14 protein-coding genes are annotated in these 15,177 nt (G+C 37.1%); 1 reads left to right on the top strand and 13 read right to left on the bottom strand.

Annotated features, from left to right (window positions below):
- Position 1: 1 nt before the first annotated feature.
- The 5 genes from ackA to AC1Q8M_RS15925 form a co-directional block, all read right to left on the bottom strand.
- Entirely contained in the window at positions 2–1,195 is a 1,194-nt protein-coding gene (gene ackA, locus AC1Q8M_RS15945) for an acetate kinase (protein ID WP_000034575.1), read from the bottom strand.
- 299 nt (positions 1,196–1,494) lie between these two features.
- Complete coding sequence (locus tag AC1Q8M_RS15940) at positions 1,495–2,481, bottom strand: class I SAM-dependent methyltransferase (RefSeq protein WP_000084363.1); 987 nt, start codon at positions 2,479–2,481, stop codon at positions 1,495–1,497.
- 199 nt (positions 2,482–2,680) lie between these two features.
- Positions 2,681–3,181 (bottom strand): thiol peroxidase, encoded by a 501-nt coding sequence (gene tpx, locus AC1Q8M_RS15935; RefSeq protein ID WP_000024527.1) that lies wholly within the window; start codon positions 3,179–3,181, stop codon positions 2,681–2,683.
- A 134-nt stretch (positions 3,182–3,315) separates the two neighbouring features.
- Positions 3,316–3,711: a GerW family sporulation protein gene (gene ytfJ / locus AC1Q8M_RS15930; protein ID WP_000350007.1), complete on the bottom strand. Its 396-nt coding sequence runs from the start codon at positions 3,709–3,711 to the stop codon at positions 3,316–3,318.
- Positions 3,712–3,723: 12 nt separating this feature from the next.
- On the bottom strand, positions 3,724–4,362 hold the full coding sequence (locus AC1Q8M_RS15925) for a DUF2953 domain-containing protein (protein ID WP_002094156.1): 639 nt from the start codon (positions 4,360–4,362) through the stop codon (positions 3,724–3,726).
- Between the two features lie 205 nt (positions 4,363–4,567).
- Between AC1Q8M_RS15925 and AC1Q8M_RS15920 the strand changes: the two genes are divergently transcribed.
- Positions 4,568–5,371, top strand: a complete 804-nt coding sequence (locus AC1Q8M_RS15920) for an NAD kinase (RefSeq protein ID WP_000785186.1) — start codon at positions 4,568–4,570, stop codon at positions 5,369–5,371.
- 193 nt (positions 5,372–5,564) lie between these two features.
- On the opposite strand, the gene AC1Q8M_RS15915 is transcribed toward AC1Q8M_RS15920, so the two are convergent.
- From AC1Q8M_RS15915 to AC1Q8M_RS15880, 8 genes are all read right to left on the bottom strand, one after another.
- Positions 5,565–7,139: an amidohydrolase gene (locus tag AC1Q8M_RS15915; RefSeq protein ID WP_098361449.1), complete on the bottom strand. Its 1,575-nt coding sequence runs from the start codon at positions 7,137–7,139 to the stop codon at positions 5,565–5,567.
- A 69-nt stretch (positions 7,140–7,208) separates the two neighbouring features.
- Entirely contained in the window at positions 7,209–7,640 is a 432-nt protein-coding gene (locus AC1Q8M_RS15910; protein ID WP_000600352.1) for a VOC family protein, read from the bottom strand.
- A gap of 102 nt (positions 7,641–7,742) precedes the next feature.
- Entirely contained in the window at positions 7,743–9,329 is a 1,587-nt protein-coding gene (gene mbcS, locus AC1Q8M_RS15905; protein WP_065229434.1) for an acyl-CoA synthetase MbcS, read from the bottom strand.
- 173 nt (positions 9,330–9,502) lie between these two features.
- On the bottom strand, positions 9,503–9,700 hold the full coding sequence (locus tag AC1Q8M_RS15900; RefSeq protein ID WP_000091640.1) for an alpha/beta-type small acid-soluble spore protein: 198 nt from the start codon (positions 9,698–9,700) through the stop codon (positions 9,503–9,505).
- An 80-nt stretch (positions 9,701–9,780) separates the two neighbouring features.
- Positions 9,781–10,995 (bottom strand): tRNA uracil 4-sulfurtransferase ThiI, encoded by a 1,215-nt coding sequence (gene thiI / locus AC1Q8M_RS15895; RefSeq protein WP_000989274.1) that lies wholly within the window; start codon positions 10,993–10,995, stop codon positions 9,781–9,783.
- 6 nt (positions 10,996–11,001) lie between these two features.
- Positions 11,002–12,144 carry a cysteine desulfurase family protein gene (locus tag AC1Q8M_RS15890; RefSeq protein ID WP_098855685.1) on the bottom strand — a complete coding sequence of 381 codons (1,143 nt, stop codon included), beginning with the start codon at positions 12,142–12,144 and terminating at the stop codon, positions 11,002–11,004.
- Positions 12,145–12,374: 230 nt separating this feature from the next.
- Positions 12,375–14,087, bottom strand: a complete 1,713-nt coding sequence (ezrA, locus tag AC1Q8M_RS15885; protein WP_000377315.1) for a septation ring formation regulator EzrA — start codon at positions 14,085–14,087, stop codon at positions 12,375–12,377.
- Positions 14,088–14,297: 210 nt separating this feature from the next.
- The gene (locus tag AC1Q8M_RS15880) at positions 14,298–15,137 is read right to left on the bottom strand and encodes a LysR family transcriptional regulator (RefSeq protein WP_097913328.1); all 840 of its coding nucleotides are present in this window, start codon (positions 15,135–15,137) and stop codon (positions 14,298–14,300) included.
- Positions 15,138–15,177: the final 40 nt, after the last annotated feature.

Here is a 15,177-nt window from a genome sequence, read left to right as displayed (position 1 = left end):
ATTAACCAATATCTCCAAGACGTAGTACGTCACGAGCAATCATAACTTCTTCGTCAGTTGGAATTACGATAATTTTTACTGGAGAGTGTGGGAAGCTGATGAATGCTTCTTCACCGAATACGTTATTACGTTTTGCATCAAAGTATACGCCCATGTACTCAAGGCCTTCTAATACGCGCTCACGAATAATCGCACTGTTTTCACCTACACCAGCTGTGAAGATGATTGCGTCTACACCTTTCATACGAGCAGTGTAAGAACCGATGTATTTGTGGATACGGCTTACGAATACATCAAGTGCTACTTTCGCACGGTGGTCGCCTTCTTCTTCTTTCGCAATGATGTCACGTAGGTCACTAGAGTAACCAGTAAGACCTAACATACCACTCTTCTTGTTTAATACGTTAACTACTTCTTCTACTGTTTGGCCTGTTTTTTCCATGATGTATGGAATTAACGCAGGGTCAAGGTTACCAGAACGTGTACCCATTGTTACACCAGCAAGTGGAGTGAAGCCCATAGAAGTATCGATAGATTTACCGCCTTCTACTGCTGCGATACTTGCACCGTTACCTAAGTGACAAGAAAGTAAGCTTAAGCTTTCAATTGGACGACCTAATAATTCAGCCGCACGCTCAGTTACATATTTATGAGAAGTTCCGTGGAAACCGTATTTACGGATGCCGAATTTTTCATAGTACTCATACGGTAGGCTGTATAGGAATGCAGATTCCGGCATTGTTTGGTGGAATGCTGTATCGAATACTGCTACTGCTGGTACGTTTGGTAATACTTCTTGGAATGCTTTAATACCAACAACGTTTGCTGGGTTATGAAGTGGTGCTAAATCGCTTAATTCTTCGATATCAGCTAATACTTCATCAGTAATTAAAACAGAGTCAGCAAATTTTTCGCCGCCGTGAACAACACGGTGACCGATACCGCCAATCTCATCTAGAGATTTAACGATTCCGTTTTCAGTTAACTTTTTAAGAAGCATATTAACTGCTACTGCGTGATCTGGAATGTTTGTAATTTCTTTTTGTTTTTCGCCATCTACAGTAATAGTGAAGATACTATCTTCTAAACCGATACGTTCTACTAAACCTTTTGTTAATACTGTTTCACTTGGCATTTCAAATAATTGGAATTTTAAGGAAGAGCTTCCTGCGTTAATCGCGATGATTTTTGACATCTAGTCTTTCGCCCCTTTTTCTCTTGGTAGTTGTGTGGATGTTTCCACAAACCGCTCGATTTTATCTGATCAAATTCACTAAATATGAAAACGTTTCATCATTAGCAAATTTTATACTCACGATTTTAATTTAAACATCGTCCGACATATATTTCAAGTGAAAAAATTGTAACACCAAGAAAAAATATATATTACAGATTTCAAAAAAATTCAGTTAAATCTAGTATATATTTAAAAATATGACATATTATATAAAACTGTACTACATGAATCACTAACTCTGTTACATATACCCAGCTTTATTTATGTGTTGCAAACCAAGTATTTAATTGATCCATAATGTTCTCCATCGCCTTCATGTTAGAGAATTTAGGCAACTCCACTAATAACGCCTGTTTTGGCATTGTTACATTAGCGCCTTTCTTTTGGAGAACAAATATACTTTTTGCATTTTTCTCGTTTTTAAACATGGAAACAGGAAGCTGTAATAACCCTTGAATAAAGCATGTTTCTTTAATAAATGCATGTAATTTTGGTGCCTGGTCACTTTCAAAAATGAAGTTTGGTACTAAGAAGAATAAGTACCCGCCCTCTTTCGTATGTTTCACACTTTGTTCAATAAATAAGTGATGAGCATACGACATTCCTTCATCTGCTTTTAATTTATATTCACTGGCACCGATTTCGTTTGGATAGTAACCAATCGGTAAGTCTGAAACGACTGCATCAACTGGATCGATATAAAGTGGTGCTAGTCCATCTTGATGGAAGAATTCGATTGCATGCTTTTGTAAATTTGCATTTACTAAAGCAAGTTTAATTAGCACTTCATCCACTTCTACACCAAATCCACTCATTGTTAGTCCTTCTTTGGCGCTATTAAACACTGTAGTCATTAAATTTCCTGTTCCAATTGCAGGATCTAAAACTGTAATTTCGTTTTGACCTTGCATAAATTTATGGAATAAGTAACTCATGAACATCCCAACTGCATCAGGCGTCATTTCATGATTGGCTTGTACGCCTTCTTTCATTCCTTTTAAGATGGCTAACTGAAATGCTTTACGAATTTCTTCACCTTTATATGTTTCTTCATTAAACGTACTATATTCACGATTCAGCCTTTCAATTGCTGATTCGGATAATTCCTCTTGTAAAATCGCTCCCTCAAACAAGTTATCACCTGTTTCTACAAGCGCCTCTAAATATGTCACATCTAATTCTTTACGTAAAACTACCGCAGAAGAATCAAAAATAGAAAATAATGTTTCCACTGTCTGACTCACGTACATTCCTCCTTCTCTCTTTTACACATAACTTATATCATACCACAAAGTGATTTTTTCCAAAAAGAAAAAGCGACCTCCTGTAAAGAGCTCCCTCTCAAGTTATATATGATATAACGTTTTTTCTCATATATCGGCACCGTTACGCAGCGATATATGAGAAAAAACGACCTCTTTATAAGAGGTCATTTCCTTCACATTACTTTGCAGATTTAGCTGCTTCTAATGCTGCTTCATAGTTTGGATGGCTTGTACCTTCGCCTACGTATTCTACGTAAACTACTTTGTCGTTGCTATCTACTACGAATACTGCACGAGCAAGTAAACGAAGTTCTTTCATTACTAAGCCGTAAGCTTCACCGAATGAAAGGTCACGGTGGTCAGAAAGTGTTACAACATTTTCTAAACCGTTTGCTGCACACCAGCGTTTTTGAGCGAATGGTAAATCAGCGCTAATTGTTAATACTTTTGCGTTTTCAATACCTGCTGCATCTTGGTTAAAACGACGTGTTTGTGCATCACACACACCTGTGTCGATTGAAGGTACAACACTAATTAATTTTACTTCGCCTTTGTATGTTTCTAAACTTACTGGAGATAAGTCGTTTGCTAATACTTGGAAGTTTGGCGCTTGATCGCCAACTTTAACTTCTGTTCCAACTAAAGTCATTGGATTACCTTTAAAAGTTACGTTTGCCACTTGAAAATCCTCCCTTATTTAAACAAAATATGTACAATGTAAATGATAGTTTGTCCCTATCGATAATGCAAATAAAATCGCTTTATTTACAAAAAAATAAAAGAAGCTAACCTATTGATTAGCTTCTTTATTCGTTAAATTTGAAATTCAGGATCATCTTCTTTTCGTTTATCCATCATTTCTTTCACTTTATCAACAGCTTGTGGCGCTAATTCAATTATTTTATCGATGACATGCGTTTGCTTATCTAAATGTAATACTTTTACACCATCTCCATTTATAACAAGAAAGGCAACAGGATTAATAGAAACTCCTCCTCCACTTCCTCCGCCAAATGGATGACGGCCTGAATGTTCTACCCTACCAAATTCACTTCCACCAGCAGCAAATCCGAAACTTACTTTCGAAACAGTAAGAATTACACTTCCATCTGCCGCTTTAATTGGGTCACCAACAATTGTATTTACATCAGTCATTTGTTTTAAATGCTGCATTGCGGTTGTCATTAAACCTTGAATTGGATGGTCCATTCTATATCCCCCCTATGCTTGAACAGATTTTTCTGTCATACCAGATTTTTGCTGCCTCATAAATATGAGCAATTTCACCGCTGTTTTTATAGTACGAAATATACGAAAAGATGCTGTTAACTCGCATCTCGATGCAAATCCTTTCCCTTGAAAAACAGGAGTAATTTCAAATTCTGGTACATCGACAATATGCATATATTGTCCGACAACTCCAGCAGCCATTCCTTTTGTCCCCCATGCATATCCAGTGACAATTCCAGTACTAGCTGCGTCGCCTGCTCCAATTTGCGTATGCCATTTCCAACCATTGATTTTCACTCGTTTGAGAAAATCTTTAACGATAGTATGAACTTTTTGAAGCCTTTTTATCAGTTCCCCAATACTGTCAAGTTGCGCCATAATTTTATTATCTAGTCCGCCGTCCTCTTCAGCTTTTTCGATTTTCTGTCCTGTTTTTTTCTGCTGTTTTTCAATTCTTTCCAATACATCAAATGTATATCGAATCATCCATATTTTCACTTGAAATAAACATTGCTTTTCCATTTCTGAATATAAAAATGTCACCTTAAGCGATATTTTCGACAATAGTATAAGCAAAATAAAAAGGAGAAGAATTATTATTCCAATTACGAGCCACTTCATACGTATCATCCTTTCACTCCGTACCCATTATCGACAACTTTATTCATCATTAAACAGAGTTCCATAAGATTGAATATAAAAATTTTTCTAAAAATAAAAAGGTATTTTGACAATTTGTATCGAAATATATTATTTGAACATATCATCAGGGAACGGACTCTAATGATATGTAGCACGAAAAACAGAAAATTTAACTGCAGTGGAGGGATACATAATGGCAGATCGTCGCAATTTATTTTTCTTTTATGGTGATGACAAAGCAACGCTCGTTGAAAAAATGAAACCAATCTATCGTATTTTAGAAGAGAATGGATTTACCATATTAGATCATCCAAAAAATGCAAACGCTATCGTCAGTGTTGGAGATGATGCAACCTTCTTACAAGCCGTTCGTAAAACTGGTTTTAGAGAAGATTGCTTATACGCAGGGATTTCTACGAAAGATGAAACTTCGTTCTACTGCGATTTCCACATTGATCACGTTGATACAGCCCTTCAAGAAATTACAAAAAATGAAATTGAAGTGCGAAAATATCCAACAATTCAGGTAGATGTAGATCACAGTACATCTTTCCATTGTTTAAATGAGTTCTCATTACGTTCTAGCATTATTAAAACATTCGTTGTAGATGTTCACGTTGATGATTTATATTTCGAAACATTTAGAGGAGACGGTTTAGTAGTTTCTACCCCAACAGGAAGTACTGCTTACAATAAATCATTGCATGGTGCAGTTGTTGACCCACTTATTCCATGTTTCCAAGTAAGCGAACTAGCATCTTTAAACAACAACACTTACCGTACGCTCGGTTCACCGTTCATTTTAAATCACGAACGTACATTAACTTTAAAACTAAGACCAGACGGTAACGATTATCCTGTTATTGGCATGGATAACGAAGCGCTTAGCATTAAACAAGTGGAAAAAGCTGTTGTACGCTTAAGCGATAAACAAATTAAAACAGTTAAATTAAAAAATAATTCGTTCTGGGAAAAAGTACAGAGAACGTTTTTATAGGATTAAAATAACCGCAGAATTATGGAATTCCATAATTCTGCGGTTATTTATTTACCCCGATTGACGCGAACAATAATCTCTTACTATCCGGCCGTTATTCTTGTCAGTTTTTGTCGGTAAGTCGATATATTTTAATAATCGCTGATATATTTCGAGTTACGGTCGATATATTCCGAAAATCGCTGATATATTTTTACACATCTTTTCTATAGACAACTCGGCCATCTATTACGGTCATTTCTGCTTGTACTTCTTTTATTTCTTCTGCCTCAATTTCAAAAATATTGCGGTCTAATATTGTAAAGTCTGCTTCATATCCTTTTGTAATTTGCCCACGTTTCGCTTCTTTTCCGATTGCATAGGCACTTCCTGTTGTAAATAAAGAAACAGCCTCATAAACCGTTAATCTCTCCTCAGGCATATAGCATACACCGTCAATAAAACTTCTACGTGTAACAGCGCTATATATGCCTAGAAACGGATTTACTTGTTCAATAGGAGCATCTGAACCACCATTACAATGTAGTCCTGCTTCCAGTAATGTCTTCCAAGCATACGCATAACGAAGACGGTGTTCTCCCAGTTTTTCAATGACTGACGGAAAATCTGATGAAAGAAAGACTGGCTGTATATCGATAATGGCTTGCAAGTTTTTCATTCTTTCTATCAACTCTTCACGAGCAAGCTGACAATGAATAATGCGGTCACGTAACCCTTTTGCTGGTGGATATAATTCGAGTGCATCAATGACATATTCAAGCGATAAATCACCGATAGTATGAATCGCAACTGGCATATGTAAATCTCGTGCTTTCTTCACTAATTCCGCAAGTTCTTCACGTGAGAAAATCGCAACCCCATTTGTTTCCTTCGCATCTTCATACGGTTCACTTAATAATGCTGTTCTTCCTCCAAAAGAACCGTCAGAAAAAATTTTCATTGCCCCAAATTCAATATAATGTTCATGTTCATTTTCATATTCTTTTCGTTCATGTGCTACTTCATGGTGAACGAGCAAATGTGCTTTAAATGGCATTTCTTTTATAACGTGAGAAAACGCATTATATGTTTTTCTAAAACCACCGTAGTAATTTAAATCTTCCGTATGCCCGCCAACAAGTCCGTATTTCCAGCAATCTTTAATCGCTGTTTGCAAAGCTCTTTGTAAATACGCTTCATCAATTTCAGGCTGAACATGTTTAATTAATTCTTGTCCTTGTTCATATAAAAGTCCCGTTAACTTATTTGATGAATCCCTACCGATTTTCCCGCCTTTTGGATTTTGCGTCGCTTCTGTTATGTTCGCTTCTTGCAATATGTATGAATTCACCCATGTAACGTGACGACAAACTCGCTTTAATAAAATGGGGTGTTCTTTCGAAATTTCATCTAAATCACGCGCGTGAACATCTTTCGTATCTGTAAAGTTATTTTCATTCCATCCTTCTCCAATAATCCAAGAGCCCTTTGGAGCTTCTTCCACTCGCTTCTGAACAAGAGTAAGCACTTCACCATAAGATGTACAATTTGATAAATCTAGACGGAGTAATCTCTCTCCATGCCCAATAAGATGCATATGACTATCAACGAGACCTGGGATCATTGTTTTTCCTTCTAAATCATACAATTTCCCCATCGAATATTGGGCTTCTAGCTCTTCTTTACTCCCAATATCAACGATTATGCCGTTTTCAACGTAAATCGCATCCGCTGTTTCAGTTTCTTCCTTCATCGTGTAAATAGTGCCGCCGTACCAAATTTCTCCCATATATTTCATCTCCTCTACTTTATTGTATAGAAAAAAGCACCATTTCAAAACATGGTGCTTTTCTAAAAATTACTTTTGTTCAGTAGTAGACGTTGTAACTTGCCATTCAATATTAAATTTATCTTTTACTTGTCCGTATGCTGGGCTCCAGAATGTTTCTTGAAGTGGCATCATAACCTCTCCACCTTCTTGTAACTTATCGAATACTTCTTTTGCTTTTTCTGCATTACTAATTTGAATTGCGATTGTTACTTGAGATCCGATTGCATGTCCTTGACCTGGGAATGTATCAGAAATCATAAGATCCGTATTACCAACTTTTAAAGTAGCGTGTAAAACGCGCTCTTTCGCTTCAGCTGGAATAGGGTATTCTGGATTTTCAGGCATGTCACCAAAAGTTTGCATGACTTCTACTTTTGCATCTAAAGCCTCTTTATAAAACTGTACAGCTTCTTGCCCACTACCATCTAAAACTAAGTACGGATTAATACCTAAAATCATACGGACACCTCTTTTTTAAGTTTATAAAATCGAACTTGTGTTCGTTTTTATATTATCATTGTTTTACATTTCATTCAACTATTTACTTCACTGTTTTCAAAATTATTTTGACGGAATCTCCATCTCTTGTTTTCTAAGTTCAATACGGCGAATTTTTCCAGAAATCGTTTTTGGTAGTTCATCTACAAATTCAATTTTGCGAGGGTATTTATATGGTGCAGTGAGTTCTTTGACGTGTTGTTGGAGTGTTGGAATTAATGTTTCTTCGTTCTTTTCTATATTCTCTCTTAATACGATAAATGCCTTCACGACACTTCCGCGAATTTCATCAGGACTTGCGACAACCGCACATTCTCTTACGTAAGGATGTTTTACAAGCGCATCCTCTACTTCAAACGGCCCGATTGTATAACCAGAGCTAATAATGATATCATCACCACGTCCTTCAAACCAGAAGTAGCCATCTTCATCTTTCTTCGCTTTATCACCTGTAATATAATAATCACCGCGGAATTGCATCGCTGTACGCTCATCGTCTTTATAATATTGTTTAAAGAGTGCCGGCGTTTCAATGTGAACTGCAATATCACCAACTTCACCTACTTTAACTGGAATACCTTCCTCATTTACGATATCGACGTGGTTACCTGGCGTTGGTTTCCCCATTGATCCTGGTCTAATATCCATCCCTTTCATTACACCAACAAGTAGTGTATTTTCCGTTTGCCCATAGCCGTCTCTTACTGTAATATCAAAGTGCTTTTGGAACGTTCCAATGACTTCTCTATTTAACGGCTCACCTGCGGATACAGCGCTATGTAACGCCTCTAAATTGTACTGACTTAAATCTTCTACCTTTGCCATTAATCTATACTCAGTCGGTGTACAACAAAGCACATTCACCTTATTATCGCCTAATAAATTTAAGTACGTTTTCGGTTCAAACTTACCGTTGTACACAAATCCTGTTGCCCCTGAACCGAGAGTTGCTAAAAACGGGCTCCAAATCCATTTTTGCCACCCTGGACTAGCCGTTGCCCATACAACATCATTCTCTTCAATTCCGAGCCAATTCGGGGCGCTTGTACGTAAATGAGCGTATGCCCACGCGTGCGTATGAACAACACCTTTCGGGTTTCCTGTCGTCCCAGACGTGTAAGATAAAAAGACCATATCTTCTTTATCTGTTTTCTCCATTTCTAACATGTCACTTTCTGTTTCTAATGCTGTTTTTAAATTGATCCACCCGTCTACTGACTGCTCGCTCAGGACGAATTTTTGAAGGGATTCCATTGCTTCTATATCATCAAACTGTCCAATGTACGGCTCATAGCTTACTATCGCTTTTACTTCGCCATGTCCAATTCGATATTCAATATCTTTTTTACGCAACATTTCCGAACTTGGAATTACGACAAATCCCGCTTTAATCGCAGCGATATACGTCATGTACGCTTCAATTAAACGCGGCATCATAATAAGGAGCTTGTCCCCTTTTTGTAAGCCACTTTTTATAAAAGCGTTTCCAATTTTATTTGCCCCTTGCATTAATTCAAAATATGTAACTTCTCGTCTATTCCCTTTATCATCTTGCCAAATTAAAGCAAGCTTCTCTTTATCGTCTGTATATTTCTCTATTTCTGAAACTAAATTATAAGATGGTGGTGCCAACAATTCCTCTCTCTTCATAAACATCCTCCTTTTTCTTTATGCCTCCCTTATATAATAAAGAATTTTCAGTAAATTTTGAACCCTCTTCTTTTGACAATTTTTTTATGCTTTTGTCGAAATGAATTTATACTAATATGAACAACAAAAAGAAAGAGCGGGAGAACCCGCTCTTTCTAAGCCATCATATGGGATTATTTTTGGTAACCGCCTAATTGTTGCTCAGCTAGTGAAACTAGACGTTTAGTGATTTCACCACCAACAGAACCGTTAGCGCGAGCTGTTGCATCAGCTCCAAGTTGAACACCAAACTCTTGAGCGATTTCGTATTTCATTTGGTCTAATGCTGATTCAGCACCAGGAACCGCTAATTTATTTGTGCTACGTGACATGTTATATCACCTCCTTGTGAGTATAGAGTGTGATAAATAACATGACTTCATACACGTTTTAAATATGGTAATTTATGGTTTTAGAAAAGTTCTTCAAATTTTTCTTCTTCCGCCACTACTTCAACCGTTTGTAATACCATTGTTTCTTTGTTCGCTACAGCTTCTTCGATTAACGGTGTGAAATCGTATTTCGCTTCAAATCGATTTGCTTTTTCACGCTTCGGCTTCGTCGCCGGGCTAGCTGGTGTGAATACTGTACAGCAATCTTCGTATGGACGAATTGAAATATCATACGTGCCGATTTCTTCAGCAATTTTAATAATTTCTAATTTATCCATCGTAATAAGCGGACGAATAACTGGGTAGTTTGTTACTTCGTTAATCGTATGCATGCTATCTAATGTTTGGCTTGCTACTTGTCCAAGACTTTCACCAGTTGTGATTGCAAGTGCGTTACGCTCCTCAGCAATCTGCTCTGTAATACGCATCATCATACGGCGCATAACCGTCATTGAATAGCTAGATGGGATTTCTTTATTAATCGTTTTTTGCACTTCTGTAAACGGAATAAGGTGAAGCGTTACACGTTTACAGTATTTCGTTAACTCTTGTGCTAAATCGATTACTTTTTGTTTTGCACGCTCACTTGTGAAAGGTGGGCTATGGAAGTGAACTGCTTCCACAGATACGCCGCGTTTCATCGTTAAGTACGCTGCTACTGGGCTATCAATACCACCAGAAAGAAGTACCATTACTTTTCCGCCAACGCCAACTGGTAAACCGCCAGCTCCCATGTGCTCACCACACATAATATAGCTGTAACCACTGCGAATTTCTACACGTACATTCACATCTGGATTATGGACGTCTACTGTGATATCCTCTGTATTTTCTAAAATGTGCCCACCGATTTCTGGAAGTAACTCCATCGTCTTCATTGGGAAGCGCTTATCAGAACGGTGCACTGTAATTTTAAATGTTTTCACATCATCTTTTACTTGTAAGAACGCTGCTAATGCACCTTTTTTAATGTCTTCTAATTCTGATGGTACTTTCATCGCTAAGTTAAACTTATGAATACCAAATACGTCTTTCAATCTTTCAGAGATTGCTTCATGATCTTCACCGTTTAACTGGATGTACATACGGTCATGCGTTGCATCAATTTTAATATTTGGGAACTTTTTCAGTTTGAACTTCACGTTATCTTTTAATGTGCTTACAAATTTAGAACGGTTTTTACCTTTTGTCGTCATTTCTCCGTAACGCACTAAAATATATTCATATGTCATCATATTTCTTTACCTCATCACTTCATATAATTTTGGCATCGTCTCTTTTACAATACCTTCAAATTGTTTTACTTCTTCCATCGTGTTGTCTGGTGCCAAACTAATACGAATAGCGCTTGCAGCTGCTGCATGCGGCACTCCCATTGACACTAACACTCTGCTCACTTCATTTGCTTTTGAAGAACAAGCAGACTTCGTCGATACATATACACCGTGCTCTTCTAAAGCATGAACGACTACTTCTGGTTTTAAACCAACAAATGATACATTTAAAATGTGCGGTGCTGCATATGCAAGCGATGTATTAATCGTCACATCTTCCATCTCTTTAAAGAAGCTGACAAGCTCTACTTGTAAACTTTGCAAATGAGCTACCTTTTCTTTCACTTGTTCCATTGTCATGCGAAGTGCTTTCACCATCGCTACAATGCCAGGTAAATTCTCTGTACCAGAGCGATACTTAAGCTCTTGTTGACCACCTGATAAAATCGGATCTAATCTTACGCCATCACGTATATAAAGAAGACCCGTTCCTTTTACACTGTGGAATTTATGTCCAGATATTGAGCAAAGATCAATATGAGAAGCATATAAATCAAGCGGTACTTTTCCTATCCCTTGTACATGATCTACATGGAATCTTATTTTCGGATGATTCGATAATAACGTTCCAATTTCAGCAACGGGCTGAATTGCTCCAGTTTCGTTGTTCACATGAATAATTGACACAAGAATCGTATCTTCACGAAGTGCTCGTTTTACATCCTCTACCGATACGACACCGTGCTCGTTAACCGGTAAATATGTTACATCAAATCCGAGTTCTTCTAATTGCTTATATGCCTCAAACACAGACGCGTGTTCAATATTTGTTGTAATGATATGTTTGCCGCGCGAACGATTCCTCATCGCTATCCCTTTAATCGCAAGGTTGTTCCCTTCCGTTCCACCTGATGTGAAAATAATTTCAGAAGGTTTAACGTGAAGAAGCTGCGCTGCAATCGTTCTTGATTGTGTTAATAGACGCTCTGCCTCTCCTCCAAGCGAATGAATAGAAGAAGGATTACCAAAATATTTCCCAGCAACCGTCACGTACGATTGAAGAGCTTCTGGATATGGCTTCGTCGTCGCACTATTATCAAAATAGATCATCGTTCTTCCCCTTTCAGCGCTATCACATCATATAATCATATCATAAATACGTGTCATTACGCTAAGACTACGCAAAGGTTCCGTTTTATCCCGATTAGTGAATAATAATAATTAGTGAGATACCCCCACTGATTACAGTTTCACTTTATTTTGAAACGAATAACCTTACTGTATTCCGCTATTCATTATAGCAACATCGCCTGCAAAATTACACAAAAAAACAAACCCTTTTATGAAAGGGTTTGTTCATTGTCTACATATTCAGCTATTTTTTGAACAACACCAGGTTCAAGTTGCTCTAGTACAGAAGCGGCTTGTTCTAAAGCTGCATCGTATTGATATTCACGGAATAATTTCTCCGCATAATTTAAGCTTTCTGCAAGGCTTTCATCATGACTGCGGTAACGGTTACCGTATTGAATTAATTTTTCAACTAAATACGCTTGTCCAATTAATTCTTCTGTCATTTCAGCTACACCGTTCACAGTTGTGTATGCTTCTTCTAAACTGCTATTTACAGCGTTCATATTTAACGGCTTCACTTCTAATTGTTCATATACAGCTTGCATTGCCATTTGCCCTCTTTTTAAATCTTCCATAATACTCTCTGGAAGACCTGGCAAATTCGACTTTTGCATAAAGCGTTTCGTTTCGAAAATAGTATTTCGCATTTCTTGTAACTTCTCACGCGCTTCAAATTCTTCTTTACGCATCGTTTGCAGCATTTCTTTATATTCTGCATGAAGTACTTTTAACGTTTCACATTGCTCATAAACCTCTTCTAGTTCCTCACGAATAATAGAGAAGGCAATATCTTGTTCAGCAACGCGTAATTGTAGCATTTCAAAACGTTTCGTTAAAATGTGCATTTGCTTTTCAATTACTTTTTGAGATTCAATATCCTTATCTTGCAATTGATAGCTTTGTTTCACAAGTTGTGTTTCTGTTTTCGTTTCAATCGTTTCGATACGTATTTCTTCTAAGTCTTCATAAACAGAAAGTGTTTTTTGCTCCACATAATGTCTCGCATGCACCTCTTGCTCAAGTTGATCATAGAAACCATCTAAACGAGTTTTTAAGTCTTCCACTTTTTCAGCCGCTTCTGTTATATGAAGCTCCTGTATATCCATTAAACATGTGTTTAGTTGTGTCGTCATATCACGAACTTCTTTAGGGACTTCCAAATACTCTAATACATAACCTTGTCTTACCATATCATTATGACCCTGTAATAAATCTTCCAGTTGAACTGGTAGCGTCGCTTGACACTCTACTAATAAATCTGGAATTTGGTGAATAATGATTTCTAAACCAGCTAAACCTTCTTCTAAACTAATAACAATTTCTCTCGCTTTTAAGTAGTCACCATTATCTGTTGCTTCTTCAAAACTTTTAAATTTATTAGATTCAGCGTCTAGCATCTCTTCGATTTTCTGCTCTGCTGCCCCATACATATGTCTATGAGCAAGAACACTCTTTTTCATACTACGATATGTATCACGTAACCCTTCAATTTCCGAGCTATTTTTCTCATGGCTTTCTAACAATTGCTGTAATTCATTTAAAACACCTGTAATACGATTATCAGCGTCATCTAAACCACTTATGGATTCGTTCATCGCATGCTTTGCTTTTCGGAAGGAGAATTGCGAGGCGAATTTTCGCGCTTGCGCTAAATCTTTGTCAGCTTTCGGAAGGGTTGTTGATACAATTTCATCCCATTCTTCACGCCATTTACCAAACAGTTCTTCTGTTTGACCCGTCATGTTTAAATCTTTTACCCGTTTTAGTTCATCTGCCACAGGTTTATCTTTTATCTCTTGTTTCCACTGCTCCAGTGCTTCAATATCTTTATATGAACGATTTCTTATCACAAGCTCTATCATGAGCAGCACTAGAATAGAGCTTACTACAATGATAACGATCGTCAGGATAGAATCCATGCAAAAAAGCCTCCTAGTTATATCTCTTTTTTTGTCCGTTCCGTTTATGAAATGGAAGGCATTATGTATAAAAAGGGAATTCCCCTATATTTAACAACTAACAATGTACTAATCATACCATGTAATGGCTTGTTTTTGACCTAGTTTTTTTTAAAATTTCATGTTTCTTTCAATGCGATTGTAATCTTTCTCAATATTCCGCCTACCTCACTACCTATCCTCAAATGATTGTAATAACAAACAATCTTTCGTATGAGATACGAAATAAATTTTCCGCATGAGTGGTGGTTCAACAGAAATTCCATGTACATTTCCCTGCCTTACAGACTGCTCTACTGCCCTTTCTGGAAGTAAAGTGATGCCAAGGCCAGCTTTTACCATTGCAAGCATCGGTTCTGCGTAAGATGTTTCCACAGCTATAGTTGGTTTTACACCTATCTCATGAAACATGTTCATAATCATTTTCCTTACATCGCATATTTTTGGATATACAATTAATTTTTCATTTTGCAGCTCTTCTATTTGAATGACTTTCTTCTCTTTATACGGATGATTATTTGAAATGACACAAACAATTTTCTCTTGTTGCACTTCTTTTATATACGTAGCACCTTCTACTACTGAATCGATGAACATCGCGTCGATCTCCCGCGCTTTAAATAAATCTCTTAATACTTCCGTATGTCCGATTTGCCACTCTACTTCGAACTCATCACCTAATACATCTTTACACTCTAATATGTAATGCTCTGCTAAACTCGGTAGTATACCAATTGAAAACTTTCGGTTCTCTTGATACCCCCTCATTTCTGTTTTCACTTCATTTATTTGTTCCAAAATCGGTAGCATTCTTTTTATAAATAACTCTCCTGCCTCCGTTAACTCCACTCCTTGCGCAGAACGCTTAAGTAAAGTAACCTCTAAATCCGCTTCTAACTTTTGAATTTGCTTACTAAGCGCTGGTTGAGATATATGTAAAATCTTACTTGCCTTTGATAAACTTCGCGTATGCTTCACTTCGATAAACGATCGTACTGCCTCCAAATCCATCGTACACACCTCTAACAAAAAGTTATAACCGTTATAAGAA

This window comes from Bacillus sp. GW823-FHT06A10 (genome assembly GCF_058795375.1).
The sequence above is the reverse complement of the archived record's forward strand: the minus strand, read 5'-3'. Positions and strand labels throughout refer to the sequence as shown.

Excerpts from the sequence above, each read along its gene's own strand:
- ackA (WP_000034575.1), bottom strand. The coding sequence starts at position 1,195 with ATGTCAAAAATCATCGCGATTAACGCAGGAAGCTCTTCCTTAAAATTC.
- ytfJ (WP_000350007.1), bottom strand. The coding sequence starts at position 3,711 with ATGGACCATCCAATTCAAGGTTTAATGACAACCGCAATGCAGCATTTA.
- AC1Q8M_RS15925 (WP_002094156.1), bottom strand. The coding sequence starts at position 4,362 with ATGATACGTATGAAGTGGCTCGTAATTGGAATAATAATTCTTCTCCTT.
- AC1Q8M_RS15920 (WP_000785186.1), top strand. The coding sequence starts at position 4,568 with ATGGCAGATCGTCGCAATTTATTTTTCTTTTATGGTGATGACAAAGCA.
- AC1Q8M_RS15915 (WP_098361449.1), bottom strand. The coding sequence starts at position 7,139 with ATGGGAGAAATTTGGTACGGCGGCACTATTTACACGATGAAGGAAGAA.
- AC1Q8M_RS15910 (WP_000600352.1), bottom strand. The coding sequence starts at position 7,640 with ATGATTTTAGGTATTAATCCGTACTTAGTTTTAGATGGTAGTGGGCAA.
- mbcS (WP_065229434.1), bottom strand. The coding sequence starts at position 9,329 with ATGAAGAGAGAGGAATTGTTGGCACCACCATCTTATAATTTAGTTTCA.
- AC1Q8M_RS15900 (WP_000091640.1), bottom strand. The coding sequence starts at position 9,700 with ATGTCACGTAGCACAAATAAATTAGCGGTTCCTGGTGCTGAATCAGCA.
- thiI (WP_000989274.1), bottom strand. The coding sequence starts at position 10,995 with ATGATGACATATGAATATATTTTAGTGCGTTACGGAGAAATGACGACA.
- AC1Q8M_RS15890 (WP_098855685.1), bottom strand. The coding sequence starts at position 12,144 with ATGATCTATTTTGATAATAGTGCGACGACGAAGCCATATCCAGAAGCT.
- ezrA (WP_000377315.1), bottom strand. The coding sequence starts at position 14,087 with ATGGATTCTATCCTGACGATCGTTATCATTGTAGTAAGCTCTATTCTA.
- AC1Q8M_RS15880 (WP_097913328.1), bottom strand. The coding sequence starts at position 15,137 with ATGGATTTGGAGGCAGTACGATCGTTTATCGAAGTGAAGCATACGCGA.